General features: G+C 66.9%; 26 protein-coding genes and 1 pseudogene. 19 read left to right on the top strand and 8 right to left on the bottom strand.

From position 1 onward, the window contains the following. The first annotated feature begins 25 nt into the window (after positions 1-25). The 4 genes from FQY79_RS10345 to FQY79_RS10330 all read left to right on the top strand — a co-directional run bounded on the left by FQY79_RS10345 (position 26) and on the right by FQY79_RS10330 (position 2,407). The gene (locus FQY79_RS10345; RefSeq protein WP_146312850.1) at positions 26-694 is read left to right on the top strand and encodes an energy transducer TonB; all 669 of its coding nucleotides are present in this window, start codon (positions 26-28) and stop codon (positions 692-694) included. An 82-nt stretch (positions 695-776) separates the two neighbouring features. Continuing rightward, the gene (locus FQY79_RS10340; protein WP_146312849.1) at positions 777-1,517 is read left to right on the top strand and encodes a MotA/TolQ/ExbB proton channel family protein; all 741 of its coding nucleotides are present in this window, start codon (positions 777-779) and stop codon (positions 1,515-1,517) included. Between the two features lie 29 nt (positions 1,518-1,546). After that, complete coding sequence (locus FQY79_RS10335) at positions 1,547-1,975, top strand: ExbD/TolR family protein (protein WP_146312848.1); 429 nt, start codon at positions 1,547-1,549, stop codon at positions 1,973-1,975. 15 nt (positions 1,976-1,990) lie between these two features. Further along, the gene (locus FQY79_RS10330; RefSeq protein WP_146312847.1) at positions 1,991-2,407 is read left to right on the top strand and encodes an ExbD/TolR family protein; all 417 of its coding nucleotides are present in this window, start codon (positions 1,991-1,993) and stop codon (positions 2,405-2,407) included. A gap of 83 nt (positions 2,408-2,490) precedes the next feature. Here the strand turns inward: FQY79_RS10330 and FQY79_RS10325 are convergent, their stop codons facing one another. From FQY79_RS10325 to cls, 3 genes are all read right to left on the bottom strand, one after another. After that, complete coding sequence (locus FQY79_RS10325; protein ID WP_186759944.1) at positions 2,491-3,243, bottom strand: pyridoxine 5'-phosphate synthase; 753 nt, start codon at positions 3,241-3,243, stop codon at positions 2,491-2,493. A 28-nt stretch (positions 3,244-3,271) separates the two neighbouring features. Beyond that, positions 3,272-3,553, bottom strand: coding sequence for a hypothetical protein (locus FQY79_RS10320; protein WP_146312845.1), 282 nt, complete (start codon positions 3,551-3,553; stop codon positions 3,272-3,274). A gap of 209 nt (positions 3,554-3,762) precedes the next feature. Next, on the bottom strand, positions 3,763-5,202 hold the full coding sequence (cls, locus tag FQY79_RS10315) for a cardiolipin synthase (protein ID WP_146312994.1): 1,440 nt from the start codon (positions 5,200-5,202) through the stop codon (positions 3,763-3,765). Between the two features lie 57 nt (positions 5,203-5,259). Between cls and FQY79_RS10310 the strand changes: the two genes are divergently transcribed. The 4 genes and pseudogenes from FQY79_RS10310 to FQY79_RS10295 all read left to right on the top strand — a co-directional run bounded on the left by FQY79_RS10310 (position 5,260) and on the right by FQY79_RS10295 (position 9,497). Then, complete coding sequence (locus FQY79_RS10310) at positions 5,260-6,366, top strand: PA0069 family radical SAM protein (RefSeq protein WP_186759942.1); 1,107 nt, start codon at positions 5,260-5,262, stop codon at positions 6,364-6,366. A 110-nt stretch (positions 6,367-6,476) separates the two neighbouring features. Beyond that, complete coding sequence (locus tag FQY79_RS10305; RefSeq protein WP_186759940.1) at positions 6,477-7,556, top strand: sensor histidine kinase; 1,080 nt, start codon at positions 6,477-6,479, stop codon at positions 7,554-7,556. Continuing rightward, the gene (locus tag FQY79_RS10300; RefSeq protein ID WP_146312842.1) at positions 7,553-7,993 is read left to right on the top strand and encodes a response regulator; all 441 of its coding nucleotides are present in this window, start codon (positions 7,553-7,555) and stop codon (positions 7,991-7,993) included. The genes FQY79_RS10305 and FQY79_RS10300 overlap by 4 nt, the downstream gene beginning before the upstream one ends. Positions 7,994-8,251: 258 nt before the next feature. Further along, positions 8,252-9,497, top strand: a pseudogene (locus FQY79_RS10295) (FAD/NAD(P)-binding protein). On the opposite strand, the gene FQY79_RS10290 reads toward FQY79_RS10295, so the two are convergent. The 3 genes from FQY79_RS10290 to phhA form a co-directional block, all read right to left on the bottom strand. Next, the gene (locus FQY79_RS10290; protein WP_246123089.1) at positions 9,428-11,608 is read right to left on the bottom strand and encodes a TonB-dependent receptor family protein; all 2,181 of its coding nucleotides are present in this window, start codon (positions 11,606-11,608) and stop codon (positions 9,428-9,430) included. The pseudogene FQY79_RS10295 and the gene FQY79_RS10290 sit on opposite strands and share 70 nt — an antisense overlap. Before the next feature lie 101 nt (positions 11,609-11,709). After that, positions 11,710-12,906: an amino acid aminotransferase gene (locus FQY79_RS10285; RefSeq protein ID WP_146312841.1), complete on the bottom strand. Its 1,197-nt coding sequence runs from the start codon at positions 12,904-12,906 to the stop codon at positions 11,710-11,712. Between the two features lie 330 nt (positions 12,907-13,236). Next, positions 13,237-14,127 (bottom strand): phenylalanine 4-monooxygenase, encoded by an 891-nt coding sequence (gene phhA, locus FQY79_RS10280; RefSeq protein ID WP_146312840.1) that lies wholly within the window; start codon positions 14,125-14,127, stop codon positions 13,237-13,239. A gap of 139 nt (positions 14,128-14,266) precedes the next feature. On the opposite strand from phhA, the gene FQY79_RS10275 reads away from it, so the two are divergent. Continuing rightward, entirely contained in the window at positions 14,267-14,761 is a 495-nt protein-coding gene (locus tag FQY79_RS10275; RefSeq protein ID WP_146312839.1) for an Lrp/AsnC family transcriptional regulator, read from the top strand. Here FQY79_RS10275 and FQY79_RS10270 read toward each other — a convergent pair. Further along, entirely contained in the window at positions 14,706-15,716 is a 1,011-nt protein-coding gene (locus FQY79_RS10270) for an integron integrase (RefSeq protein ID WP_146312838.1), read from the bottom strand. The two genes, FQY79_RS10275 and FQY79_RS10270, sit on opposite strands and share 56 nt — an antisense overlap. A gap of 200 nt (positions 15,717-15,916) precedes the next feature. On the opposite strand from FQY79_RS10270, the gene FQY79_RS10265 reads away from it, so the two are divergent. The 10 genes from FQY79_RS10265 (at position 15,917) to FQY79_RS10220 (ending at position 22,531) form a co-directional block, all read left to right on the top strand. Then, positions 15,917-16,708 carry an ANT(3'')-Ia family aminoglycoside nucleotidyltransferase AadA2 gene (locus FQY79_RS10265; RefSeq protein WP_001261740.1) on the top strand — a complete coding sequence of 264 codons (792 nt, stop codon included), beginning with the start codon at positions 15,917-15,919 and terminating at the stop codon, positions 16,706-16,708. A gap of 597 nt (positions 16,709-17,305) precedes the next feature. Beyond that, positions 17,306-17,959 (top strand): hypothetical protein, encoded by a 654-nt coding sequence (locus tag FQY79_RS10260; RefSeq protein WP_146312837.1) that lies wholly within the window; start codon positions 17,306-17,308, stop codon positions 17,957-17,959. Positions 17,960-18,039: 80 nt separating this feature from the next. Beyond that, positions 18,040-18,429 (top strand): hypothetical protein, encoded by a 390-nt coding sequence (locus tag FQY79_RS10255; protein ID WP_146312836.1) that lies wholly within the window; start codon positions 18,040-18,042, stop codon positions 18,427-18,429. A 68-nt stretch (positions 18,430-18,497) separates the two neighbouring features. After that, a complete protein-coding gene (locus tag FQY79_RS15910) occupies positions 18,498-18,692 on the top strand; it encodes a glycine zipper domain-containing protein (RefSeq protein WP_146312835.1) in 195 nt (64 codons plus the stop codon). Between the two features lie 80 nt (positions 18,693-18,772). Next, entirely contained in the window at positions 18,773-19,174 is a 402-nt protein-coding gene (locus FQY79_RS10245; RefSeq protein ID WP_146312834.1) for a hypothetical protein, read from the top strand. A 90-nt stretch (positions 19,175-19,264) separates the two neighbouring features. Continuing rightward, positions 19,265-20,137: a hypothetical protein gene (locus FQY79_RS10240; protein WP_146312833.1), complete on the top strand. Its 873-nt coding sequence runs from the start codon at positions 19,265-19,267 to the stop codon at positions 20,135-20,137. Between the two features lie 70 nt (positions 20,138-20,207). Then, the gene (locus tag FQY79_RS10235; protein WP_146312832.1) at positions 20,208-20,987 is read left to right on the top strand and encodes a hypothetical protein; all 780 of its coding nucleotides are present in this window, start codon (positions 20,208-20,210) and stop codon (positions 20,985-20,987) included. 63 nt (positions 20,988-21,050) lie between these two features. Further along, positions 21,051-21,542, top strand: coding sequence for a HEPN domain-containing protein (locus FQY79_RS10230; protein ID WP_146312831.1), 492 nt, complete (start codon positions 21,051-21,053; stop codon positions 21,540-21,542). Positions 21,543-21,603: 61 nt separating this feature from the next. Then, positions 21,604-22,056, top strand: a complete 453-nt coding sequence (locus FQY79_RS10225) for a hypothetical protein (RefSeq protein WP_146312830.1) — start codon at positions 21,604-21,606, stop codon at positions 22,054-22,056. Positions 22,057-22,132: 76 nt separating this feature from the next. After that, on the top strand, positions 22,133-22,531 hold the full coding sequence (locus FQY79_RS10220; protein WP_146312829.1) for a hypothetical protein: 399 nt from the start codon (positions 22,133-22,135) through the stop codon (positions 22,529-22,531). A gap of 178 nt (positions 22,532-22,709) precedes the next feature. Here FQY79_RS10220 and FQY79_RS10210 read toward each other — a convergent pair. Further along, positions 22,710-22,987, bottom strand: a 278-nt coding sequence (locus FQY79_RS10210; protein WP_146312827.1) for an integrase core domain-containing protein, incomplete at its 5' end; no start/stop codon positions are given.

The raw sequence follows: 22,987 nt of genomic DNA, 5'->3' as shown, positions 1-22,987 counted from the left end.
GCCCAGCCAGACTTGAGTTCAACGCATGACCGACCGCTTGCCGACGACCGACAAGAAAGACGAAGACGAAGGTCTGGACTGGGCGCGAATCGCCGGATTCACCCTCGTGGTGGCCATCCACGCAGCGGCACTGCTGCTGCTGCTGGCGCCCGCCACGCCACCCCAAGCCGAGCAGCAGGACGACGACACCACCCGCGTGGTGATCATCGAGCCACCGCCGCCGCCGCCGCCGCCGCCGCCGCCGCCGCCGGAGCCGCCCAAGCCCCAGCCGATCAAGGAGCTGGTGCCGCCGCAGCCCACGCCGCTGCCGCCGCCGCCGGAAGAGCCGCCGGTCGTGTTCGACGAGCCCTCGCCGATGGACACGCCCGCGCCGCCGCCGGCCCCGCCGACCCCGCCCGCGCCGCAGCCGGACATCGGCGCCAGCGTCGACATCTCGTCCAAGAACATGAACCCGCCGCAATACCCGCCCGCCGCGGCGCGTGCCGGCATCGAGGGCACGGTGATCCTGGTCATCGACGTCGATGCGAGCGGCAACGTCACCAACGTGTCGGTCGAGAAGTCCAGCCGCAACCGCGACCTCGACCGCGCCGCGATGCAGGCGGCCCGCAGGTGGCGCTTCAACCCTTCGATCGTCAACGGCCAGCCCGCCCCGGGTCGCGTCCGCGTGCCGGTCGACTTCAGGCTCGGTGGCTGACGGCCACCGGTCCCCGCAGGTTTCTCCAACCCGCTACACCGTTCCAACTCCTACACTCAACAACATCTAGAAGGTAAGCGTCATGCTGCAGGAAACCACCGCCCCAGCTGCCGGAGCCGGCAACGCCCAGGCACTGACCCAGATGGGCTTCGCGAACCTGATTGAACACATGACCGTGGTCAACTGGATCGTGTTCATCGTGCTCATCCTGATGTCGGTCCTGTCGATCTACTGGATCATCTACAACTTCATCAAGAACATCCGGCTGAAGAAGAACTCCGACCGGGTGATCGCGACGTTCTGGGAGACCCCGAACGCGCAGGACGCGATCCGCTTCATGGAAGAGCAGCCGCGCAGCGAGCCGTTCTCCAAGATCGCGCTCGACGCCGCGCAGGCCGCCGCCCACCACCAGCGCCACGACGGTTCGCGCCTGGCCGAGTCGCTCAGCCGCTCCGAGTTCGTCGACCGCGCCCTGCGCCAGGCGGTGACCCGCGAGTCGCTGGGCCTGGAAGCCGGCCTGACCGTGCTCGCCACCGTCGGTGCGACCGCTCCGTTCGTCGGCCTGCTCGGCACGGTGTGGGGCATCTACAACGCGCTGATCCGCATCGGTGCCACCGGCCAGGCCGACATCGGCGCGGTCGCCGGCCCGGTGGGCGAGGCGCTGATCATGACCGCGATTGGTCTGGCCGTGGCCATCCCGGCGGTGCTGGGCTACAACTTCTTCGTGCGCCTGAACCGCAGCACGAACAACAAGCTCGACACCTTCGCGCACGACCTGCACGACTTCTTCGCCACCGGCTCCCGCGTCGGCGAGTCGCGCTGATCCCGACCCAAGACTGACGGAGATCCGACATGGCCTTCAGTTCAGGCGGTGACGGCGGCCACAACAACGTCAATGCCACGATCAACATCGTGCCGCTGGTCGACGTGATGCTGGTGCTGCTGATCATCTTCATGGTCACCGCGCCACTGATGGCGCACAAGGTCAAGGTCGACCTGCCCCAGGCCAACCTCGATGAGCGTCCGGACACGGCACCGCCGGTGCCGCCCCTGACGGTCGCGATCACGTCCAACGGCAACCTCTACCTCAACGACCAGCCGGTGACGATGGACCTGCTCGACAGCACGCTGGCGGTGGAAGCGCAGAAGACGCCGCAACCCGCCGTCAACGTGCGTGGGGACGCGACCACGCCCTACCGGATCGTCAACGAGGTAGTCACCCTTGCGCAGCAGAAGGGCATGCGCAAGGTGGGCTTCGTCTCGGCCCGCGAAAAGAACTGATCGGGAGAACGCACGATGGCTTTTTCATCAGGTGGTGGCGATGGCGCGCCGATGGCCGACATCAACATCATTCCCCTGTGCGACATCATGCTGGTGCTCCTGATCATCTTCATGGTCACGGCGCCGCAGGTGTCCTATCCGATCGACATCGACCTTCCGCAGCGTTCGCTCAACCCGCCGGAGAACCCGGTGGATCCGCCGGAGCCGATCCGCCTGCGGATCGACGCCGGCGGCACCATCTACTGGAACGACAGCCCGACCCCGTTGTCGGCCCTGCGCCAGATGATGGAGGCCGAGGTCCAGCGCGACATCAGCAACCAGCCCACGCTCGAGATCGACATGAGCGAGGATGCCGAGTACGGCGTGCTGGCCAAGGTGCTGGCGGCGGCCAAGAACGCCCACATGCAGAAGATCGGGTTCGTCAAGAAGTAAAGCTCGACCGTCCGGCGCCGCCTGCAGCGCGCCGGCCGCTTACCGCCACACGTTTCCAACGCCGCCTTCGGGCGGCGTTTTTTTTAGCGCGGGGAGAGGATCGCCAGGTAGCGGGCGATCGTGGTGGCCAGGCCTTCGTACAGGGCCTCGCCGATCAGCGCGTGCCCGATCGAGACCTCTTCCACCCCCGGCACCGCGTCGAGGAAGGCGCCGAGGTTGGCCTGGCTCAGGTCGTGGCCGGCATTGACGGCGAGTCCGGCGGCCTGCGCCGCCGTCGCGGTCGCGGCGAAGGCGGGCAGCACGTCGCCGGCGCGGCCGGCGGCGAACGCTTCGGCATAGGGGCCGGTGTAGAGTTCCACCCGGTCGGCGCCGATCCGCGCCGCGTGCGCGACCTCGCTGCCGGCGTCGGCGAACAGGCTGACCCGGCACCCGGCATCCTTCAGGCGCGCGACCAGCGGCGCCAGCGCATCGGCATCGCGGGCGAAATCGAAGCCGTGGTCGGAGGTGATCTGCGCGTCGTCGTCGGGCACCAGGGTGGCCTGCGCCGGCCGCACCGCCTCGCACAGCGCGACGAAGCCGGCGTACCCCTCGCGCGGCGGCGCGAACGGGTTGCCTTCGATGTTGAACTCGACGCCGTACTCCCTGCACACCTCCGCCAGGGCGAGCACGTCGTCGTGGCGGATGTGGCGGGCGTCGGGCCGGGGGTGCACGGTGATGCCGTGGGCGCCGGCGTCCAGGCAGGTGCGCGCCGCGCGCACCACGCACGGCTCCGCGCCGCCGCGCGAGTTGCGCAGCACCGCGATCTTGTTGAGGTTGACGCTCAGTCGCGTGCTCACGGGCGCCGGGATCCAGGCATCGCCATGCTCACGACGCGCGTGGCGGGTCGCCGGGCGCGGCCGCCTGCGGCTGCTCGGCGCCGGCACGGCGGGCCTCGGCCAGTTCCCGCATGCGCTGCAGTTCGCGCGGGTCGAGCATCTGCGCATCGTCGCGGCTGCGCGTGTCGATGCGTTGCGACAGCAGGCCCAGCACCCACAGCACCAGCAGGACCATCGCCGCCAGCAGGCAAACCACCACCACCGCCATGGACGAGGCCATGAAGGCGATCGCGAGCGCCGCGACCGCGAGCAACAGGAACAACCAGGGCATGCGCAGGCTCCGTTGCGGGGATGGCGCAAGTCTACCGCCTGTCGCCGCGCGCGCACGCCGTCCGGCGCCGCGGAGCGACCGCCCGTGCCGTGGCGGCGGCCCCGCTTCGGCGACCCGTGGCCGCGCCCGCGCCGGAGCGGTACCGTCGCGGCCGGCGCCTGCGTCGGGACGTGGCCGGCGGCAGCGGCGGGCGAGGGTCCGGGCCGCGGCTAGAGCAACGGCGACAGCAGCCGCGCCAGGGCCTCGGGCAGGCGCGCGCCGAGCAGGCTGCGGCGGCGGCCCTGGCGCACGCGCGGGGCGCTGGCCAGCTCGCCCTCGATCAGCTGGGCCAGCGCCGCGCCCATCGCCGCGTCCTCGAACAGCACCGACACCTCGAAATTGAGCCGGAAACTGCGGTGGTCGAAATTGGCGCTGCCCACCAGCACGGTGCTGTCGTCGACCAGCAGCGCCTTGGTGTGCAGCATCCGCGGGCCGTATTCGTAGATCTTCACCCCGGCCACCAGCAGCGGACCGAAGTAGGAGCGCGCCGCCAGCGTGACCAGGCGCGAGTCGCTCATCCGTGGCACCAGCAGGCGCACGTCCAGGCCGGCGAGCGCGGCCGAGGTCAGCGCCATCATCGCCGCCTCGCCGGGCACGAAGTACGGCGTGACCAGCCATACCCGCTCGCGCGCGGCATGGATCGCGCCGACGTGCATGCGGTGGATCGCCTCCCACGGCGAATCGGGGCCGGACGGCACCACCTGGGCGCAGACCGGGCCGGTCGGCTGGCGCGGGGTCTGCCGCGCGACCTCGCCGATGAAGTCGCGTTCGCCCGTGGCGTAGGCCCAGTCCTCGACGAACACCAGCTGCAGCGCGCGTACCACGTTGCCTTCCAGGCGCAGGTGCAGGTCGCGGTAGGCCGCCGGATAGACCCGCTCGTTCTGGTCGTCGGTGATGTTCATCCCGCCGGTGTAGCCGATGCGCCCGTCGATCACCACCAGCTTGCGGTGATTGCGCAGGTTGGCCCACGGCCGCTGCCAGACGCGGCCGAAGCGGGTGGGATGGAACCAGGCCAGCTCGCCGCCGGCCTCCACCAGCGGACGGAACAGCCTGGCGCACTTGCCGCCGCCGAAGGCGTCGACCAGCAGCCGCACCTTGACCCCGGCCTTCGCGCGCTCCACCAGCGCATCGCGCAGCGCGGTGCCGGTGCGGTCGGGGTGCCAGATGTAGTACTCGAGGTGGATGTGCGCGCGCGCCGAAGCGATGTCGGCCAGCAGCGCGTCGTACTTGGCCGCGCCGTCCACCAGCAGGCGCACGTCGGTGGCGGTGGTCATCGGCAGACCGGTGACTTCGTGCGCCATGCGCGCCAGTTCGGCCACCTCCTCGTTGTCCACCAGGTCCTGGGTCGGCAGTTCGCCGCGCACCTTCGCCCGGCGCAGGCGCTGGCGGCGGATCCGCTGCGGGCCGAACACGTGGTAGACCAGGAAGCCGACGTAGGGCAGCAGGGCCAGGCCCAGCAGCCAGCTCAGCGTGGCCACCGGCTCGCGTTTCTGCAGCACGATCCAGCCGCCGAGCAGCAGCAGGTACACCGCCCAGCCCAACGCGAGGTAGAGCCGCAGGTGCCGCACCGCCGCGAGCGCGTCCCAGCCCTGTCGCAGGAGATCGAGAATCGGCACGGCAGGCCCGTCGTCGCGTCGGCTGCGACGCCCCGGCGCTAGGCTAGCGGGATGTCGATGGCGACGAAAGCCAGGGCCCCGGCGACCGCCCCGATCAAGGGGCGCGGCGCGGCCTCGTACGTGCCCGGCCGCTACGAGGCCACCACCATCGAGGCCTGCGACGACGGCTGGGACGCGCGCGACCCCGGCGACGACACCGCCCCGGCCCCGCACCCGGACACCCGCGTCCACGAAGAGGCCGCGCGCGGCATCATCAGCCGCAACCAGTCGCCCGACCTCGGCTTCGACCAGTCGATCAATCCCTACCGCGGCTGCGAGCACGGCTGCGTGTACTGCTACGCGCGCCCGTCGCACGCGTGGGTGAACCTGTCGCCGGGGCTGGACTTCGAGACCCGGCTGTTCGCCAAGACCAATGCCGCCGAACGCCTGCGCGCCGAACTCTCGCGCAAGGGCTACCGCTGCTCGCCGATCGCGCTGGGCGTGAACACCGACGCCTACCAGCCGATCGAGCGCCGCTACCGGATCACCCGCGAACTGATCGAGGTGCTGGCCGAGTTCCGCCACCCGTTCCGGCTGGTGACCAAGAGCGCGCTGGTGCAGCGCGACCTCGACCTGCTCGCGCCGCTGGCCGCGCAGGGCCTGGTCAATGCGCATGTCTCGGTGACCACGCTCGACAACCGCCTGTCGGCGCGGATGGAGCCGCGCGCCTGCGCGCCGCACACCCGCCTGCGCACGATCCGCGCGCTTGCCGACGCCGGCGTGCCGGTGGGGGTGCTGGTGGCGCCGGTGGTGCCGGCGATCACCGACCACGAGCTCGAATCGATCCTCGAAGCCGCCCACGAGGCCGGCGCCCGCGCCGCCGGCTACGCGCTGCTGCGGCTGCCGCACGAACTGGGCGAAATCTGGAAGGAATGGTTGCAACTGCACTTTCCCGACCGCGCCGCGCACGTGATGAGCCTGGTGCGGCAGATGCGCGGCGGGCGCGACTACGACGGCGGCTTCGGGCGGCGCATGCAGGGGCAGGGGCCGTTCGCGCAGCTGCTGGCGCAGCGTTTCGCGCGCACGCGCAGGCGGCTCGGGTTCCCCGGACTGCCGCCGCTGGACACGTCCGCCTTCGGCGTCCCGCCCGCGCCCGGGGCGCAGGGCCAGCTGTTCTGAACCGTGCCTTCGGGGCGGCCTGCGCGCCCCGGCCCTGCACCGCGCATCCACCCCCGGGTCTCGTAGACTTGCCGCATTGGGCGCGCGCAGCGTGCGCCATGCGGGGAGTCGTGGACACCAAGCCGACGTCGCTGTACCGCCTGGCCTTCGAATCCGCCGATGCCGGGCTGGCCGTGCTCTCGCCCCAGGGCGAGTGGCTGCTGGTGAATGCCGCGCTGGCCGCCCTGGCCGGGCAGCCGGCGGCGGCCTTGCAGGGCCAGCGAGCGCACCGGCAGGTGTTCGAGCCCGCGGTCGCCGATGCCATCGACGCCCTGCTCGCCGCCCCGGCGCAGGCGTGCGCGCCGCGGCTGGTGCTCGAGTCCGGCGCGGACGCCGCCGCCGGCCCGGCCCGCCGGATCGTACTGTCGCCGTTGCCCGGCGATGGCGGCGCGCTGCTGCTGCGCTGCGACGATCTCACCGCCGAGCGCGCGCACCACCTGCGCGAGCAGGACAGCGCCACCCTGCAGGAGTACCTGGCGCACGGCCTGTCGCACGAACTGCGCGCGCCGCTGCGCAGCATCGCCGGATTCGCCGCCCGGCTCGACGAGACCGGCCAGGTGGCGGCGGACGGCCGGCCCGACCTGGAGCGCATCCGCGCCGCCGCCGCGCGCGCCGACCAGCTGGTGCAGGCGCTGCTGGAGTTCCTGCGCGCTTCGCGCCAGCCCATGCGCCAGGAGCCGGTGGACGTGAGCCTGCTGTGCGAGTGGGTGGCGGCCGAACTGCAGGACCGCGACCGCGGCCGCGCAGCCCGGATCGAGGTGGCCCCGGGCCTGTGGGCGCGCGGCGACGAGCACTGGATCAAGGTGCTGCTGCGGGAAGTGTTCGACAATGCATGGAAGTTCTCGGCCGACCGCGACGAGGTGCGGATCACGGTCGAGGGCGCGGTCAGCGACGGGCGCCTGCAGCTGGCGGTCACCGACCACGGATGCGGTTTCGACATGCGCTATGCTGACAAGCTGTTCCTGCCGTTCCAGCGCCTGCACGGCAGCAACCAGGGCGGCGGCCACGGACTCGGTCTCGCGATCGCGAGGCGGGTGGCCGAGTGCCATGGCGGGAGCATCCGGGCCGAGTCGCGGCCCGGGCAGGGCAGTACCTTCTTCATCGAACTGCCGGCGGCGTCCCCCGGCGCTGGCGCGGAACCAGGGCAATGAACCAGAACGACATCCTGCTGATCGAGGACAATCCGGACGATGCGGAACTGACCCGGATCGCGTTCGCGCAGGCCGGCATCGATCGCCAGCTGGTGGTGGTGCGCGATGGCGCCGAAGCGCTGGACTACCTGTTCGCCAAGGGCCAGTACGCAGGGCGCGACGTGCGCCAGCTGCCGGCGATCGTGCTGCTCGACCTGAACCTGCCCAAGCTCGACGGCCGCGAGGTGCTGCAGGCCATCCGCGGCGACGAGCGCACGCGCTCGCTGCCGGTGGTGGTGCTCACCACCAGCGACGAACCCTTCGACGTCGAGGCCACCTACGCCCTGGGCGTGAACAGCTACATCCGCAAGCCGGTCGACTTCGAGCGCTTCGTCGACGTGGTCAAGCAGATCGGCCTGTACTGGCTGGTGCTCAACCAGCCGCGCGTCGCGAGCTGACCGCCAGCAACCCTGCGCCACTACTGTAAGAGCGGCTTCTGTAGGAGCGGCTTCAGCCGCGACCCGACCCACCGGCCATCCACGCCGCCGCTCCCTGCCGCCGCGCCCGCTGTCGAGCGCGCGCGAACCCGCTCCGGCGCCGCGTCATGCCGATCCGGAATGTGCACCCAACCAACCCGCCTGCGCGGATAACGCGCGCTTCACGCATCGCCGCGCCCGGCTGCGTAAACAGTGGCCCGTTGGCGACAGGAGCAGGCCATGCGGATCACCATCGTGGGAGGCGGGTTCTCGGGCGTCGCGCTGGCCGCGTCGCTGCAGCGCATCGCGCCGGACGACGCGCGCATCCACCTGGTCGGCGTGGACCGCGGCTTCGGCGGCGGCGTCGCCTACGGCGAGGCGCGCCCCGAGCACGTGCTCAACGTGCGTGCGCGCGAACTCGGGCTCGACGCCGACGACCCGGAGGACTTCGCCAACTGGTTCAACCTCGGCGACCGCGGCCGCAACGCCTTCCTGCCGCGCCAGCTCTACGGCGACTACCTGCGCGACCGCCTGCACGAACTGCTGCAGGCGCCCGGCGCGCGCGTGCACGCGGTGCGGCGCGAGGCCGTGGCGATCGAGCGCGTGGACCGCGGCTTCGCGGTGCGCATGGACGACGGCGCGGCGATCCTCGGCGACACTGTGGTGCTGGCGGTCGGCGCGCTGCCGCCGCCGCCGCTGGCCGGCGTGGGGCCGCGCCTGGCGGTGCATCCGTCCTACATCGGCTGGCCCTGGCAGGAGCACGCGATCGAGCGCATCGATCCCGATGCGCGGGTGCTGGTGGTCGGCACCGGCCTGACCATGGCCGACGTGGTGCTGACCCTGCACCAGCGCGGCCACCGCGCGCGCATCGACGTGCTGTCGCGGCACGGACTGCTGCCGGCCGAGCATCCGGAGCAGCCGCTGGCCCCGGTGTCGCTGCCGCCGGCGATCCTGCAGGTGCTGGCCGGGCACGACCTGCGCGAACTGGTGCGCCGGATCCGCGCGCTGTCCAACCTCGTCGACTGGCGCGCGCTGGTCGATGCGCTGCGGCCGCACCGACGACTGCGTGTCGGTGCTGCTGCGGCCGCGCGGCGCCAGCGACGTGCGCCACGAGCGCTACGACGTGCTGCTGCGCGCGACCGGCCTGAACACCGACGTGGCCCGCACCACGCACCCGCTGCTCGCCCAGCTGCGCGAATCGGGCATGGTGCGCCCGGACGCGCACGAGCTCGGCCTCGACACCACCGATGCGCTGGAAGTGGTGGACGCGCGCGGCAGGGTGGTGCCGGGGCTGTACTGCCTCGGTCCGCTGCTGCGCGGCCGCTACTGGGAGATCACCGCCGTGCCAGAGCTGCGCGTGGCCGCGCGCTGGCTGGCCCAGGCCCTGGTCGAGCGCGCCAGCGCGCCGCCCGCGGTTCAGTCGGCGCCGGCGCTCCAGTCCCAGCGCAGCCCGAGCAGCAGCCCGCGCCCGGGACCGGGTTCGTAATAGCGCCCGTTGCCCTCGTTGACGATCACCGAGCCGACCCAGTCGCGGTCGAACAGGTTGTCCACGCGCGCGAAGCCGCGCAGCCGCCCGTGCGCGGTGGTCCAAGTGCGCGCCGCTTCGAGGTGGGCCAGCACGTGGCCGGGCGCCTCGCGCGCGCCGGTGTCGCTGACCGCGGTCGAGGCGCTGCCCGAGGCCTCCAGCGCGAAGCTCCACGCGCGCGGCTGCCACCGCAGGCGGGCATGTCCCTGCTGGCGGGTCGTGCCGGGGATCGGGCTGCCGGCCGGCACCCGCACCGAGGGATCGGTGCAGCCGGCGCCGGTGCAGACCGGGAACGCATCGCGGAAGCGCGCGTCGAGCCAGGTCCACGCCAGTTCCAGCGACCAGTCCGTGGCCAGCGGCAGCGCGGCCGAGAGTTCGGCGCCCTCGCGCCGGCTGCGCCCCACGTTGCGGTAGCTGCTGCGGCCGCCCACGTTGCGCGCCACCGCCAGTTCGTCGCGGGTGTCGACGCGGAACAGCGCCGCCTCGACCTGCGCGCCTGCACCGCTGCGCCACTTCGCGCCGAGCTCGAGGTTGCGGCTGGTGGCCGGCGCCAGGTCGAAGGCCAGGCCCGCGCCGCCGTCGGCGCGGTAGCCCAGTTCGTTGAAGGTGGGCGTCTCGAATCCGCGTCCGGCCGAGGCATACAGGCGCAAGTGCCCGGTGGGCGCGAACGACAGGCCGAGCACCGGCGTGGTGCGCGCGTAGTCCACGCGCCCGCTGTCGTCGGGATTGGTGGCGGTGACATAGCCGTCGCGCGAATCGAAACGCACCTGGCTGCGGCGCGCGCCGGCCAGCAGCGACCAGCGGTCGGCCAGCTGCCACCACGCCTGGGCGTAGAGATCGCGGTTGTCGACGCGGTTGCGCTCGTCGCGCCGCAGTGCGCCGCGCACACCCAGCACCTCGCCGACGAAGTTCTCGTAGCCGCGCCGGTGCTGGCGCTGGCGGTCGGCATTGGCGCCGGCGGTGAGTTCGACCGTGCGCCCGGCCAGCGACCCGCCCCAGCGCCAGCGCAGGTCGAGGCCGCCGTAGTCGTTGTCCAGGTCGATCACGCCGCCCGAGTGCAGCGGATTGGCCTGCGCGCCGGCGGGGATGGCGAGGAACTGCTCGATGTCGCGCTGCCCGGCATAGGCCATCGCCTCGAGCGCGTGGCCGCCGCCCAGCGGCTGCTCCCAGCGCAGGCCGAGCTGGTCCTGGCGCGCCGACTTGCGGGTGTTGAACTGGTGGGCGACGCCGGTGGCCTGGCGCGGATCGGCCTGCAGCTGGTCCCAGTCCAGGCCGAGCGGATCGAGCGCATCGGGCGCATCGAAATGGTTGCCCACCAGCACCAGGCGGCCGTCGCCGGGCAGGCCGGCGTGCAGCTTGAGGTTGAGCCAGCTGCGTTCGGCCGCGCTGTGGTCGCGCCAGCCGTCGGTCTGGAAACGGCTCGCGGCCAGTGCGTAGCCCAGCACGTCCCCGGCGCCGCGCAGGCTGGCGGCCAGCGCGCGCGCATCGTCGCGCCCGATGCTGGCCTGCAGGTGGCCGCGCGTGGGCGCCCGGCCTTCGGCGCTCGTGACCTGCACGACGCCGCCGGAGGAGTTGCCGTGCAGCGCCGAGAACGGCCCGCGCATCACCTCGATGCGTTCGGCGCCGGCCATCACGACGTGCGAGACCTGGCCCTGGCCGTCGGGCATGGTCGCCGGGATGCCGTCGGCATACAGGCGCAGGCCGCGCACGCCGAAGGTCGAGCGCGCGCCGAAGCCGCGGATCGACAGCTGGGTGTCCTGGGCGAAGTTCTGCCGCTCGCGCGCAGCCAGGCCCGGCACGCCGGCCAGGGCCTCGGCCAGCGCCACGCCCTGGCCCGCGGCGTCGCCGTCGAGCGCGATCGTGGTGACCGAGGCCGGCACCTCGAACGCGGGCACGTCGCGCAGCCGCGCGGTGGTGACCTGGAGGCGGTCGAGCGTCACCGCATCGGCCGCGTCCTCGGCCGCTGCGAGCGCGGGCAGGGCCAGCGCCACGGCGAGCGCGCAGGCGCGCAGGCGAAGGGGCAGGACCGGGCGGCGCACCCTCATCGGCGCGGGGGCGGGGATCGGGGGCATGCACCGCAATCTATGCGGTGCCCGGAGCGCCGGCGCGGGACGATCGTCATGGTCGCGGATGGGGAAAGATTTCCACCGCAACCGTCTCTTCCCCGGGGCGGTCAGCTGACCGCCGCCACCGCGCTGGCCACGTAGTCGAGGTTGCGCGCGCTCAGCGCCGCCACGCAGATCCGGCCGGTGCCGACGGCGTAGATCCCGTACTCGTCGCGCAGCCGGTCGACCTGCGCGCGCGACAGGCCCGAGTACGAGAACATCCCCGCCTGGCGCTGGATGAAGTCGTACTGCGGCGCCCCGTGCGCGGCCAGGCGCTCGACCAGGCCCGCGCGCAGGGCGTGGATGCGCGTGCGCATCTGCCCGAGCTCCTCTTCCCACTGCGCGCGCAGCGCCGGATCGTTGAGCACGCCGGCCACCAGCGCCGCGCCGTGGGTGGAGGGGCTGGAGTAGTTGGCGCGCACCAGGCGCTTGATCTGCGACTGCACCCGGCGCGCCTCGTCGGCGCTGTCGGCGACCACGGTCAGCGCGCCCACGCGCTCGCCATAGAGCGAGAACGACTTGGAGTACGAACTGGCGACCACGAAGTTGCGGATCGGCGAGGCGGCCAGCAAGCGGATCGCATGCGCGTCCTCCTCGATCCCGCGGTCGAAGCCCTGGTAGGCCATGTCGATGAACGGGAACAGGCCGCGCTCGTGCAGCAGCGCCACCACCTGGTCCCACTGCGCCGGGGTCAGGTCGGCGCCGGTGGGGTTGTGGCAGCAGGCGTGCAGCAGCACCACGGTGCCCGGCTCGAGCCTGCGCAGGTCGGCGAGCATGCCGTCGAAGTCCACGCCGCGGGTGGCGGCGTCGAAGTAGGCGTACTCCACCACCTCGAAGCCGACCGCGGTGAACACCGCGCGGTGGTTCTCCCAGCTCGGCGAGCTGATCGCGATGCGCGCGAACGGCAGCGTCTTCTTCAGCAGCTCGGCGCCCACGCGCAAGGCGCCGCTGCCGCCGATGGTCTGGGTGGTGACCGCGCGGCCTTCGACCACCAGCGGCGACTGCGCGCCGAACAGCAGGTCGCGGGTGGCGCGGGTGTAGTCGGGCAGGCCGTCGATCGGCAGGTAGCCGCGCGGCTTGCTCTGCTCGGCCAGCTGGCGCTCGACCTGCTGCACCGCGCGCAGCACCGGGATGCGCCCGTCCTCGTCGTAGTAGATGCCCACGCCCAGGTTCACCTTGGTGGCGCGGGGGTCGGCGTTGTAGGCCTCGGTCAGGCCCAGGATCGGATCGCCCGGGACCAGTTCAACGTTCGCAAAGAAGGACACGGCGGCAGTCGTCGCAGGAGGAGGGGAGGGGCGCCGCGGGCCGCGGCGAAAAACCGCCTGATTCTAGCAGCGATCTCCACGCCGGCCGCGTTCGTTGCGGCCGGAACGTTCCCCACCAGCCCCCGCCTTCGTCTCCATCCCATCCCTGTAGGAGCGGCTTCAGCCGCGACCGATGTCTCCGCTTACCGCGCATTCGCGGCAACGCGCCCGCGCCGCCGCGAACTGCGGCGGCCCGGGGACGGGGCTGCGGACATGGGGATTGCCGTCGGTCCGGGATTTCCTTGGGTCGCGGCTGAAGCCGCTCCTACAGGTGCTGTCGGGAGGGCGGCGTCAGGTGTCGGCGTCGTCGGGCCAACCCTCGCCGGTGCCGCGGTGCAGGACGCGGTCGGTGTCCAGCACCTCGCCCGCGGGGATCGCAGGCTGCCCGGCCAGGCGGGCATAGATCGGGGTGAAATCCGGCCGGGTCGCGTCCATCAGCTGCGCGAAGCTGTCGATTACGAAGTAGGTCTTCTGGTAGCTGTCGATCCGGTAGCGGGTGCGCATGATCCGCTCCAGGTCGAAGCCGATCCGGTTGGGCGCGGCGCTTTCCATCGCGTACACCGACTCGCCCGACGACGAGACGATGCCGGCGCCGTAGATCCGCAGCGCGCCGGCCTCGCGGATCAGGCCGAACTCCACCGTGTACCAGTACAGCCGGGTCAGGTTCTGCAGCGCCTCCGGGCCGATGCCGTGCGCCTTCACCCCGCCGCGCCCGTAGGCCTGCATGTAGTCGGCGAACACCGGGTTCATCAGCAGCGGCACGTGGCCGAACAGGTCGTGGAACAGGTCCGGCTCCTCGATGTAGTCGATCTGGTCGGGGCGCCGGATCCACCAGGTGACCGGGAAGCGCCGGTTGGCCAGGTGGTCGAAGAAGTCGAGCTCGGGCAGCAGGCCTTCCACGCCCACCAGCTCCCAGCCGGTGGCCCGGCCCAGCACCGCGTTGAGGTCGCGAAAGCGCGGGATCGCGCGCGGATTCATGCCCATCGCGTCCTGGGCCTGCAGGAACTGCGCGCTGGCGCGCCCGGCCAGCACCCCGCGCTGGCGCGCGTACAGCGTGGCCCAGGTGGCATGGTCGGCGGCGCTGTAATCGTCCCAGGGCTGTTCCACGATGCCGGTGGCGTACACCGGGACCTTGCCCTTGTCGGTGTGCAGGTTCTCGACGCGGCGCGGTGCGGTGGACATGGCGGTCTCCTCTTGGCCGGCGGGCATGGGATACAACCGGCAGGATATCGCGCCGCGGCCGCAACAGGATTGCGAACGTTGCATCGCATGGGCGCGAGCGCGCACCATTCGTGCGGACAACGCCGGGAGGACGCGCGAAATGACCGCGATCGAACTCGACCGCATCGACATCCAGCTGCTGGCCGAACTCCAGCGCGCTGGCCGCCAGACCAACGCCGAGCTGGCCGAGCGGGTGCACCTGTCGCCCTCGGCCTGCCTGCGCCGCGTGCAGCGGCTCGAACGCGAGGGCGTGATCGCCGGCTACCGCGCCGAACTCGACGGCGAGCGCCTGGGCCTGGGCCTGCAGGCCTTCGTGCGCGTCCACCTGGCCCGCCACGACGCCGAGGCGCTGGCCACCTTCGCCGCCCACGTCAACGACTGCCCCGAGGTGGTGGCCTGCCACGCCCTGACCGGCGAGATGGACTACCTGCTGCATATCGTGGTCGGGGACCTCGAGCACTTCTCGCGCTTCCTGCTCGACCGCCTGCTCGCCCAGGCCGGCGTGGCCGACGTCAATTCAAGCTTCGTGCTGCGCACCATCAAGGGCTACCGCGGCCTGCCGCTGCCGGCGCCCGCCCGGGGTCGAGCGGGCTGACCACGCCGCGGCCGCCCCGGTTGAGCACGTGGGTGTAGACCTGCGTGGTGGCGACGTCCTTGTGCCCGAGCAGCTCCTGGATGGTGCGGATGTCGTAGCCGTCCTCGAGCAGGTGGGTGGCGAAGGAGTGGCGCAGCGTGTGCGCCGAGACCGGCTTGTCGATGCCGGCCGCGCGCCGCGCCCTGCGGATCGCGCGCGAGACCACCGCGTCGTCCAGGTGGTGGCGGCGCACGACGCCGTCGCGCGGATCCCTCGAGCGGCGCAGGGCGGGGAACACGTACTGCCAGCCGAACTCGCGCGCGGCGGACGGATACTTGCGCGCCAGCGCATGCGGCAGCCAGACCGCGCCGAAGCCGTCCTCCAGGTCGCCGCGGTGCAACACCCTGGCGCGTTCGAGCTCGGCCTGCAGCGGCCCGGCCAGCGTCGCCGGCAGCACGGTGCGCCGGTCGCGGCCGCCCTTGCCGTCGCGCACCACGATCTCGTTGCGGATGAAGTCCACGTCCTTGACCCGCAGCCGCAGCCCCTCCATCAGCCGCATCCCGGTGCCGTACAGCAGGCGCGCCACCACGCCGGCGCGCCCGTCCATCCCCGCCATCAGCGCCGCCACTTCCCGGCGCGAGAGCACCGTCGGCACCCGCGCCGGCCGCTTGGCGCGGACGACCTCGTCCATCCACGGCAGGCGGATCCCCAGCACTTCCCGGTACAGGAACAGCAGCGCCGACAGGGCCTGGTTCTGGGTGCTCGCGGCGACCCCGCCCTCGACCGCGAGCGTGGTCAGGAAGCGCTCGACCTCCACCGCGCCCATCGTGCGCGGATGGCGCCTGCCGTTGGCCAGGATGAACCGGCGAATCCACCCCAGGTAGGCCCGCTCGGTCCGCAGGCTGTAGTGATGCAACCGCATCCTGCGGCGAACCTCGTCGAACAGGCGCGGAGCCTGCCGCTCACTCGCATCCATGCTTATCACCCGTTTCCGGCCGGAGAATCGATACCGCCCCGTCCATGGCGATATCCGGGTCCAGCGTGGCCCGGGACACCGGGCCGGAGGATCGGGCAAATGCCTGATCCAGGGTAGGAATTCCGATTTGACTGGGGCAGGGGGCGGCTGAATACTCGGCCATATTCCCCGGGTGCGGGGTCTACTTGGTGTTAGACATCATGAGGGTAGCGGTGACCATCGAAATTTCGAACCAACTATCAGAGGTGCTAAGCGTCATTGAGCGCCATCTGGAATCAACGTTGCTGGCCGTGCATTTGTACGGCTCCGCAGTGGATGGCGGCCTGAAGCCATACAGCGATATTGATTTGTTGGTTACTGTGGCCGTAAAGCTTGATGAAACGACGCGGCGAGCATTGCTCAATGACCTTATGGAGGCTTCGGCTTTCCCTGGCGAGAGCGAGACGCTCCGCGCTATAGAAGTCACCCTTGTCGTGCATGACGACATCATCCCGTGGCGTTATCCGGCTAAGCGCGAGCTGCAATTTGGAGAATGGCAGCGCAATGACATTCTTGCGGGTATCTTCGAGCCAGCCATGATCGACATTGATCTAGCTATCCTGCTTACAAAAGCAAGAGAACATAGCGTTGCCTTGGTAGGTCCGGCAGCGGAGGAATTCTTTGACCCGGTTCCTGAACAGGATCTATTCGAGGCGCTGAGGGAAACCTTGAAGCTATGGAACTCGCAGCCCGACTGGGCCGGCGATGAGCGAAATGTAGTGCTTACGTTGTCCCGCATTTGGTACAGCGCAATAACCGGCAAAATCGCGCCGAAGGATGTCGCTGCCGACTGGGCAATAAAACGCCTACCTGCCCAGTATCAGCCCGTCTTACTTGAAGCTAAGCAAGCTTATCTGGGACAAAAAGAAGATCACTTGGCCTCACGCGCAGATCACTTGGAAGAATTTATTCGCTTTGTGAAAGGCGAGATCATCAAGTCAGTTGGTAAATGATGTCTAACAATTCGTTCAAGCCGACCGCGCTACGCGCGGCGGCTTAACTCCGGTGTTAGGCATCAGGGGAAGCGTATGAAGGTTCTGAAAGTTTTAGGGGGGCTCTTAGTCGTTGCCATCGCTCTCTTCCTGCTCGTCGCAAACTTCTCAGCGGTGGAGTCACGCTATGAGTGCTCTGGCACTCTCTCGTCCAGTGGCGCCGAGCAACCCTCAACCATCTTCCTCAAGCTAGAGACCTATCGCCCTTGGGTTGGGCTATGGAGCGACTCAAGCGGTTCTGCTTGGGTCGAGCTCCCCAGTCAAACAGTCAGCTACTTCGGACACATCACAGAGGTCGGAGATCAACTTCAGCTTTGGGGCCCGTCAAACAAACTTGGCGGCAATTTTTCCTCCCTCAGCAAAGCTCTTACGGTAGATTTAGGCGAATTCGGTGTATTCGGTGGCGCGTGTCGGAGTATCGGGCCTGATGCCTAACAATTCGTTCAAGCCGATGCCGCTTCGCGGCACGGCTTAACTCAGGTGTTAGGTGCCATGAGAACATTCGCACTGTTAATTATGAGTTTCCTCGCGTTTTCGGCATACGGGTCGAGACCGATCATGGGAGATGAGGCTTTGGCCTGCATAAGCGGCGGCATGCCTAGCAAGGTGGGGGAGATGCATGGCGTGTCGTTCAACAATGGATACGAATTGGATGCTCTGCGTCCAGGTACGTTCGCCTCCGCTGCTGTTCTCAAGTCAGCGAAACAACACAGTGCAACATTCATGGTTGACGGTTTGATCACTCAGACCATCAACTTCAGCTTCAACGACTTTCCTGGTAGCGATGTCTGCTTTCGTTATGACAACCGCGAGAAGATTTGGTCGGTGAGCAAAACCGAGCGAAACTTCTGCCAGAGCTGCAGTTCGGAAATTGAAGTACGAGTCGGCCTGTATCAATCAGAGCCATTCGCGCTCAATTCTCCCAATGCATCTACTGAGCCTTACAGGCTATACATGAGAGTTTTCCCTGGAAAGAAGATTGCATTGGTAATTTCACCTGCTACAGGCGAAGAGATTTCTCGGCAATTGCTTGAAGGTTCAGACATGGCCGGTGACAACTCATATGTGGAGTCTGACAACGGCATTACCTTCAGCTTTGGACCAACGCAACACACTGTTACCCCTGTCAAGGCAGGATCCGTGAGATTGATATCCATGTATGCAAACGGCAACATTGTGGAGAGAAATCTTTCATTTGTGAATCTCGATTAGCACCTAACAATTCATTCAAGCCGACGCCGCTTCGCGGCGCGGCTTAATTCAGGTGTTAGGCTGCTATGGAGAGAACATAGGTGATCAACAAACGGATCTTGGTTGCGGCTCTGATCTTTTTCTCTGCGCACATCATCCTTAGTGAGATCATGTCCGCCGTGGGCATCGAGCCGTGGACGATTTACGGATTTGACGTTCCGATTGTTTGGTTGGTATCCGCCCTTCTTGCAGCTTGGTACGCCGGTTCTAGATTCATCGTCCCGGCCGTTGCCGTTTGGGGCGCCCTATGGACTTTGATCGTTTTTCTGCTTTATCAGGTTGCCGCACCAACAGGGCAGGCTTCGGTTCTTGGCATCCTTCAGTTCAACGCCTTGGGCCTGGTCACGTCACTGGTAGCGGTCGCACTCGGCGTATACCTTGGCCAGGTCATCTCACGTAGGCGGCTGCATGATGAGCGGACAGCAGCCTAACAAGTCCTTCAAGCCGACGCCGCTTCGCGGCGCGGCTTAAGTCCAGCGTTAGACGGCAGGAGACAGGAATGGACTTCCTAAAGAGGAGAGCCGCCCACTCAAGCAGCAGCTTGGCTAAAGGCATCGGCGCTGGCCTTGGCTTTGGCGCTGCTATTGGATTGATAATCGGCAATGTCGCGCTTGGCATCGCTATTGGTGTCGCGCTTGGTGCTGCAATAGGCGCTCGTCGCGGCAGCCATTCTTCAGACGAGCAGGGCTCGTGAGCCTGCCGTCTAACAATTCATTCAAGCCGAACCCGCTTCGCGGGTCGGCTTAATTCAGGTGTTAGGCGCTTATGGCTAGATTGTCGCTCTCCCTGCTTCTTGTGTTTGGCCTTCTGGCTGCATCGAGCGAGGTCTCTGGCTCGAAAGAGGGTCTGCTTCCTCTTAACGCATTTGCTCTGGAGTCGCCAGGCATTGGCCAGTCGGGCCCGGTCAAGGTGTCAGGAGCGCAATCCGATGGTGGCATTAGCCTTCTCAGGATTGAGGCTTTCGGAAAGAATTTCACGCTTCAGCCTCATCAGCTCCGCGGCCTCAATGGCTTCAACGCCAATGGCGTACAGATCAGTTACGAGGGCGGCTATGTGGACTTGGGCGGCCGGACAATCTATGTAGTGTTCTCCCGTGGCTTTACGTCAGGCCGTGTGATGCAACGGTATGTCGCCGTAACAGAGACGGGCGCGGTTTCCGTAGGCAACGTCCCATGAAGGGCGCGCCTAACGAGTCGTTCAAGCCGATGCCGCTTCGCGGCACGGCTTAACTCTAGTGTTAGGCCGCTTTCTGACTGTCGAGGCAGCATGAAGAGAACTTCGCCCACTTCAAGAATCGCCGCCATTGTCGTAGGCACGCTATGCGCTTTTACAGGCTCTCATGCGACAGAGATAGAAGCAGTCACTGGCACAAGGAGCTACCTTGAACTGCCCATTGACGCGTCTGGCGAACCGCACGCACTCCCTTACATCTGGGAGCGAAGTGTCCGGGGCAAGCACATCGTTGTGCTCGGCACGCGTCATGCTTTCGACCCAACTTCCCCGATGTATCCGCGCATTGAGAAGGTTTTTAGCCGTGTCCGGCCACAGCTTGTTCTGCACGAAAGTGAAGCCCCTGCGGAACTGAAGAGCATGCCTAGAGATCAAGCAATCAAGGTCGGGGCAGACCTTGGATTTGCCGTTCACCTTGCAAGCAAGCACGGCGCCGCAACCCGTAGCGCTGACGCTCCTCTAAGGGACGAGATCAACGCCTTACTTGGTATGTACTCGCCACAGGATGTATTGGTTTTCTTAACGGCACAGCGTCTGATAGGAAATGTGAAAGCTCCGAATCTGGACTCCGCTGCCGCCGAGTACCCCGAGTTCTTCGCGCGGTACTTAGTCGGGAACGGGTTTCCTGCAAGAGTGGAATGGAAAACCTGGAGCGGGTTTCTAGATGCCTATGAGAACGTCACGGGCCAACCGCTCTCGCCGGGCACTTGGGATCGAGATCTTTTTAGTCCAATCAAACGCACCGGACGCCTCAGCGATTTGGCTCGCTCAACAAATGCGGTCCGGGACCGACATCTGCTCACGGAAATTCGTAGGGCACTGCGCGACCATGATCGTGTCGTCGTAGTGTTTGGCAGTTGGCACGTGCTTGCTTTAGAGCCTGTTCTCGAGGGGGTTTTAAAGCAGTGAGAGCGCGGCCTAACAATTCGTTCAAGCCGACGCCGCTTCGCGGCGCGGCTTAATTCTGGTGTTAGGTGTCATGACGCAACAGTCCTTGCCATCGAAGGTCTCTGAGTGGCTCCACAAGACAGGGCTGCCGCTAGAAATTGCTGCTGCCTCAGCCTTTAAACAACAGAACTTCGAGGTGACACACTCCGCAGTCTATGCAGACCCTCAGTTGGACAAGGGGCGAGAAATCGATGTCGTAGCGTATGCGCGCGACGGCACGGGTTTGCTGCAGGGCTATGCCGTGATTGAGTGCAAGGCTTCACCAAACCCTTGGGTCGTGCTCGTAAGTTCAAGCCCTTCCGGCAACACGTATTCCTCACTTGGGCTCACCACCCAGAAGACTCGCGAGGCACTTTCCGCCGAGGCACTTTCGACGCGCCACAGCTTGGGAAGCGCCCTGCAAACCCTCCACGTGAATGGGTACGGGCTTAGACAAGCCTTCTGCAAGGACAATGATCCGGCCTATGCTGCCTGCATATCTGTCATGAAGGCAGCAAAGGCCCAACTCGAGGAATCACATAGCAAGACGGAACGGTACAAATTTGTGATTCCGGTCATAGTCGTCGATGCTCCGATATTCGAATGCATGGTTGCAGACGACGGAGAACTCCGGCTTCGAGAGGTCGACTGCACCTCGCTCAACTTCACCGCATATATCCCGGATCGACTTAGCTGTACGGTTAGGGTGGTGCACAAAGATGCACTCAGCTTCTTGGCGCGGCAAATCAAGCGCATTTCGGACGAGACGTTCTTATCCCTGCAATACAAAGTCGACGAGTGGGTTCAGTCGCTACGTAAGACTGACACCTAACAATTCGTTCAAGGGGATGCCGCTTCGCGGCACCCCTTAACTCTGGCGTTAGACCGCACAGACATGTCCTCACCAGGTGAAGCAGCAACAAATCTTGCGAAGGCGTATGAGTGGGCTGCTTACAAGCTCTTGGATGATTTTGATTTCAGCAGGACCCGAAAGACGAAATCCGGCATGGTTCATCCAGCTACGCTCGGACCCATTGTTGGTGCGGTAGCTCTGACATCGCTGAGTATCGAAGTAGCACTTAAAGCCTTGCTTTTGAAGCACCACGGGAAGGCCTTACGTACGCATGATCACGTTAAACTCTTCAAGGCCTTGCCAGCTGACGTGCAGCGCAACCTTGAGCAGCGGTACGAGCGCATTGCTAAAACAAGAAACAAAAATAGTGGCGATAGTCAGACCCTAGAGATCACCGCGGTTCTCGCAGCCACCAAGGACGTGTTTATCAGCTGGCGCTACGCATATGAACCAACGGAAATGGCTCGCAATGTTGACCTCAGTACTGCGGCATGCGCCTCTCGCGTCATCGCGGACGAGGCAGGTGCGGTCTAACTAACAGTTCATTCAAGCCGACGCCGCTTCGCGGCGCGGCTTAATTCAGGTGTTAGGGGCTATGTCCAGCATTCTCGTATTCTTGGCTATAGCAGCGCTCGCCTACTTCTTCTGGCGCAAGCGATCTGTTCAACGTGGCGGACCATCCGTGCAAGGCCACTTGCCAGGTCCCGGCACATACGAGTTCGACATTGTTGGTGAGTCCAAGTACCAAGATGCACTTGAGGCGATCTGTGGTGGCCGCACCGAGGACAGTGCTGAGCACATGACTGAGGCCGTTCTGCACCTTGAGGATTCGAATCCGCACGACAATCTGGCGGTCCGCGTAGACATTGATGGCCGAACGGTTGGCTACTTGTCTCGCAAGGATGCTCGCTCGTATCGCCAGCAACTCAAGCGGCTCGGGCACGAGCGGATCCTTTGTAGGTGTGATGCAATGGTAGTAGGTGGGTGGCGTCGATCTCGGACAGATCAGGGGCACTTTGGCGTCAAGCTTGATTTGCCAGTCGCATAGCCCCTAACAATTCATTCAAGCCGAACCCGCTTCGCGGGTCGGCTTAATTCAGGCGTTAGGCCAAAGGGAGAGGATCATGCAAGGACCACTTAAGAGCATCGCTGCAGGCGTGGTGTCGGGTATCGCCACCTACTTCGTATCCGTCGCCGCGCTTGGTTACACCAACGCATTCGTGATGCCGTCTTGGGCACCATTGGTACTTTGGGAGGCCGTCGTAGTCTTCGGGATTGGAGCCGCACTTGTGGCGCTGCTCGCCCAGCTCGTCGCGCTTCGCATGTTCCAAGCGGACGCTGCTTGGGCACTCGTATCGTTCCTCGGCGCAGCGCTTCTTGCAATGGGGCTGGCGGGCCAGCTCACTTTCGGTACCAAGACCCTTGTCGCATGGGCGGTGGGTGCGTTGCTGGCATCGCTGGCATACCGCAAGCTGCGGCCTAACAAATCATTCAAGCCGACACCGCTTCGCGGCGCGGCTTAATTCTGGTGTTAGGCGCGCGCCAGGCCATGGAGGCTCACTTGAAGAGCTCTGCAAAGTGCTTCAGAACAATCGCCGCCGCTGCTCTGATAGTCGTGCTTGTTGCAGGCTGTAAGACTAGCCCTGCCGTTGGAATGCAGATGGTGCTTCCTCCTGACCTGAGTATGGAACTTGTAGCCAATCAGGCAGTGAGTCCGGGGCGAATGGTATCGGGTTCCGACCAGTTCCGGCGAACGGTCGCCGGGGGTTTGTAGCCATGGGCGCTGAGCGGCCGCTGCTCGTTGTAGAACTGCCGCCAGCGTTCGATCAGCACCTTCGCTTCGGCGCGGCTGCGGAACCATTCCCGGTTCAGAAGCTCGTCCCGAAGCTTGCCGTTGAAGCTCTCGACGAACCCGTTCTGCCAGGGGCTACCCGGCGCGATGAAGGCCGGGCCGATCGCCGCGTCGCGCAGCCAGCGCA

It is taken from the genome of Luteimonas wenzhouensis, assembly GCF_007859305.1.
Classification (GTDB): Bacteria; Pseudomonadota; Gammaproteobacteria; order Xanthomonadales; family Xanthomonadaceae; genus Luteimonas; species Luteimonas wenzhouensis.
Note: the sequence above shows the minus strand (reverse complement) of the source record. Positions and strands in the feature narration are given on the sequence as shown.

Excerpts from the sequence above, each read along its gene's own strand:
- FQY79_RS10240 (WP_146312833.1), top strand. The coding sequence starts at position 19,265 with ATGAAGAGAACTTCGCCCACTTCAAGAATCGCCGCCATTGTCGTAGGC.
- phhA (WP_146312840.1), bottom strand. The coding sequence starts at position 14,127 with ATGTCCACCGCACCGCGCCGCGTCGAGAACCTGCACACCGACAAGGGC.
- FQY79_RS10275 (WP_146312839.1), top strand. The coding sequence starts at position 14,267 with ATGACCGCGATCGAACTCGACCGCATCGACATCCAGCTGCTGGCCGAA.
- FQY79_RS10340 (WP_146312849.1), top strand. The coding sequence starts at position 777 with ATGCTGCAGGAAACCACCGCCCCAGCTGCCGGAGCCGGCAACGCCCAG.
- FQY79_RS15910 (WP_146312835.1), top strand. The coding sequence starts at position 18,498 with ATGGACTTCCTAAAGAGGAGAGCCGCCCACTCAAGCAGCAGCTTGGCT.
- FQY79_RS10320 (WP_146312845.1), bottom strand. The coding sequence starts at position 3,553 with ATGCCCTGGTTGTTCCTGTTGCTCGCGGTCGCGGCGCTCGCGATCGCC.
- FQY79_RS10260 (WP_146312837.1), top strand. The coding sequence starts at position 17,306 with ATGGGAGATGAGGCTTTGGCCTGCATAAGCGGCGGCATGCCTAGCAAG.
- FQY79_RS10330 (WP_146312847.1), top strand. The coding sequence starts at position 1,991 with ATGGCTTTTTCATCAGGTGGTGGCGATGGCGCGCCGATGGCCGACATC.
- FQY79_RS10270 (WP_146312838.1), bottom strand. The coding sequence starts at position 15,716 with ATGGATGCGAGTGAGCGGCAGGCTCCGCGCCTGTTCGACGAGGTTCGC.
- FQY79_RS10290 (WP_246123089.1), bottom strand. The coding sequence starts at position 11,608 with ATGCCCCCGATCCCCGCCCCCGCGCCGATGAGGGTGCGCCGCCCGGTC.
- FQY79_RS10345 (WP_146312850.1), top strand. The coding sequence starts at position 26 with ATGACCGACCGCTTGCCGACGACCGACAAGAAAGACGAAGACGAAGGT.
- FQY79_RS10335 (WP_146312848.1), top strand. The coding sequence starts at position 1,547 with ATGGCCTTCAGTTCAGGCGGTGACGGCGGCCACAACAACGTCAATGCC.
- FQY79_RS10225 (WP_146312830.1), top strand. The coding sequence starts at position 21,604 with ATGTCCAGCATTCTCGTATTCTTGGCTATAGCAGCGCTCGCCTACTTC.
- FQY79_RS10235 (WP_146312832.1), top strand. The coding sequence starts at position 20,208 with ATGACGCAACAGTCCTTGCCATCGAAGGTCTCTGAGTGGCTCCACAAG.
- FQY79_RS10300 (WP_146312842.1), top strand. The coding sequence starts at position 7,553 with ATGAACCAGAACGACATCCTGCTGATCGAGGACAATCCGGACGATGCG.
- FQY79_RS10230 (WP_146312831.1), top strand. The coding sequence starts at position 21,051 with ATGTCCTCACCAGGTGAAGCAGCAACAAATCTTGCGAAGGCGTATGAG.
- FQY79_RS10310 (WP_186759942.1), top strand. The coding sequence starts at position 5,260 with ATGTCGATGGCGACGAAAGCCAGGGCCCCGGCGACCGCCCCGATCAAG.
- FQY79_RS10265 (WP_001261740.1), top strand. The coding sequence starts at position 15,917 with ATGAGGGTAGCGGTGACCATCGAAATTTCGAACCAACTATCAGAGGTG.
- FQY79_RS10220 (WP_146312829.1), top strand. The coding sequence starts at position 22,133 with ATGCAAGGACCACTTAAGAGCATCGCTGCAGGCGTGGTGTCGGGTATC.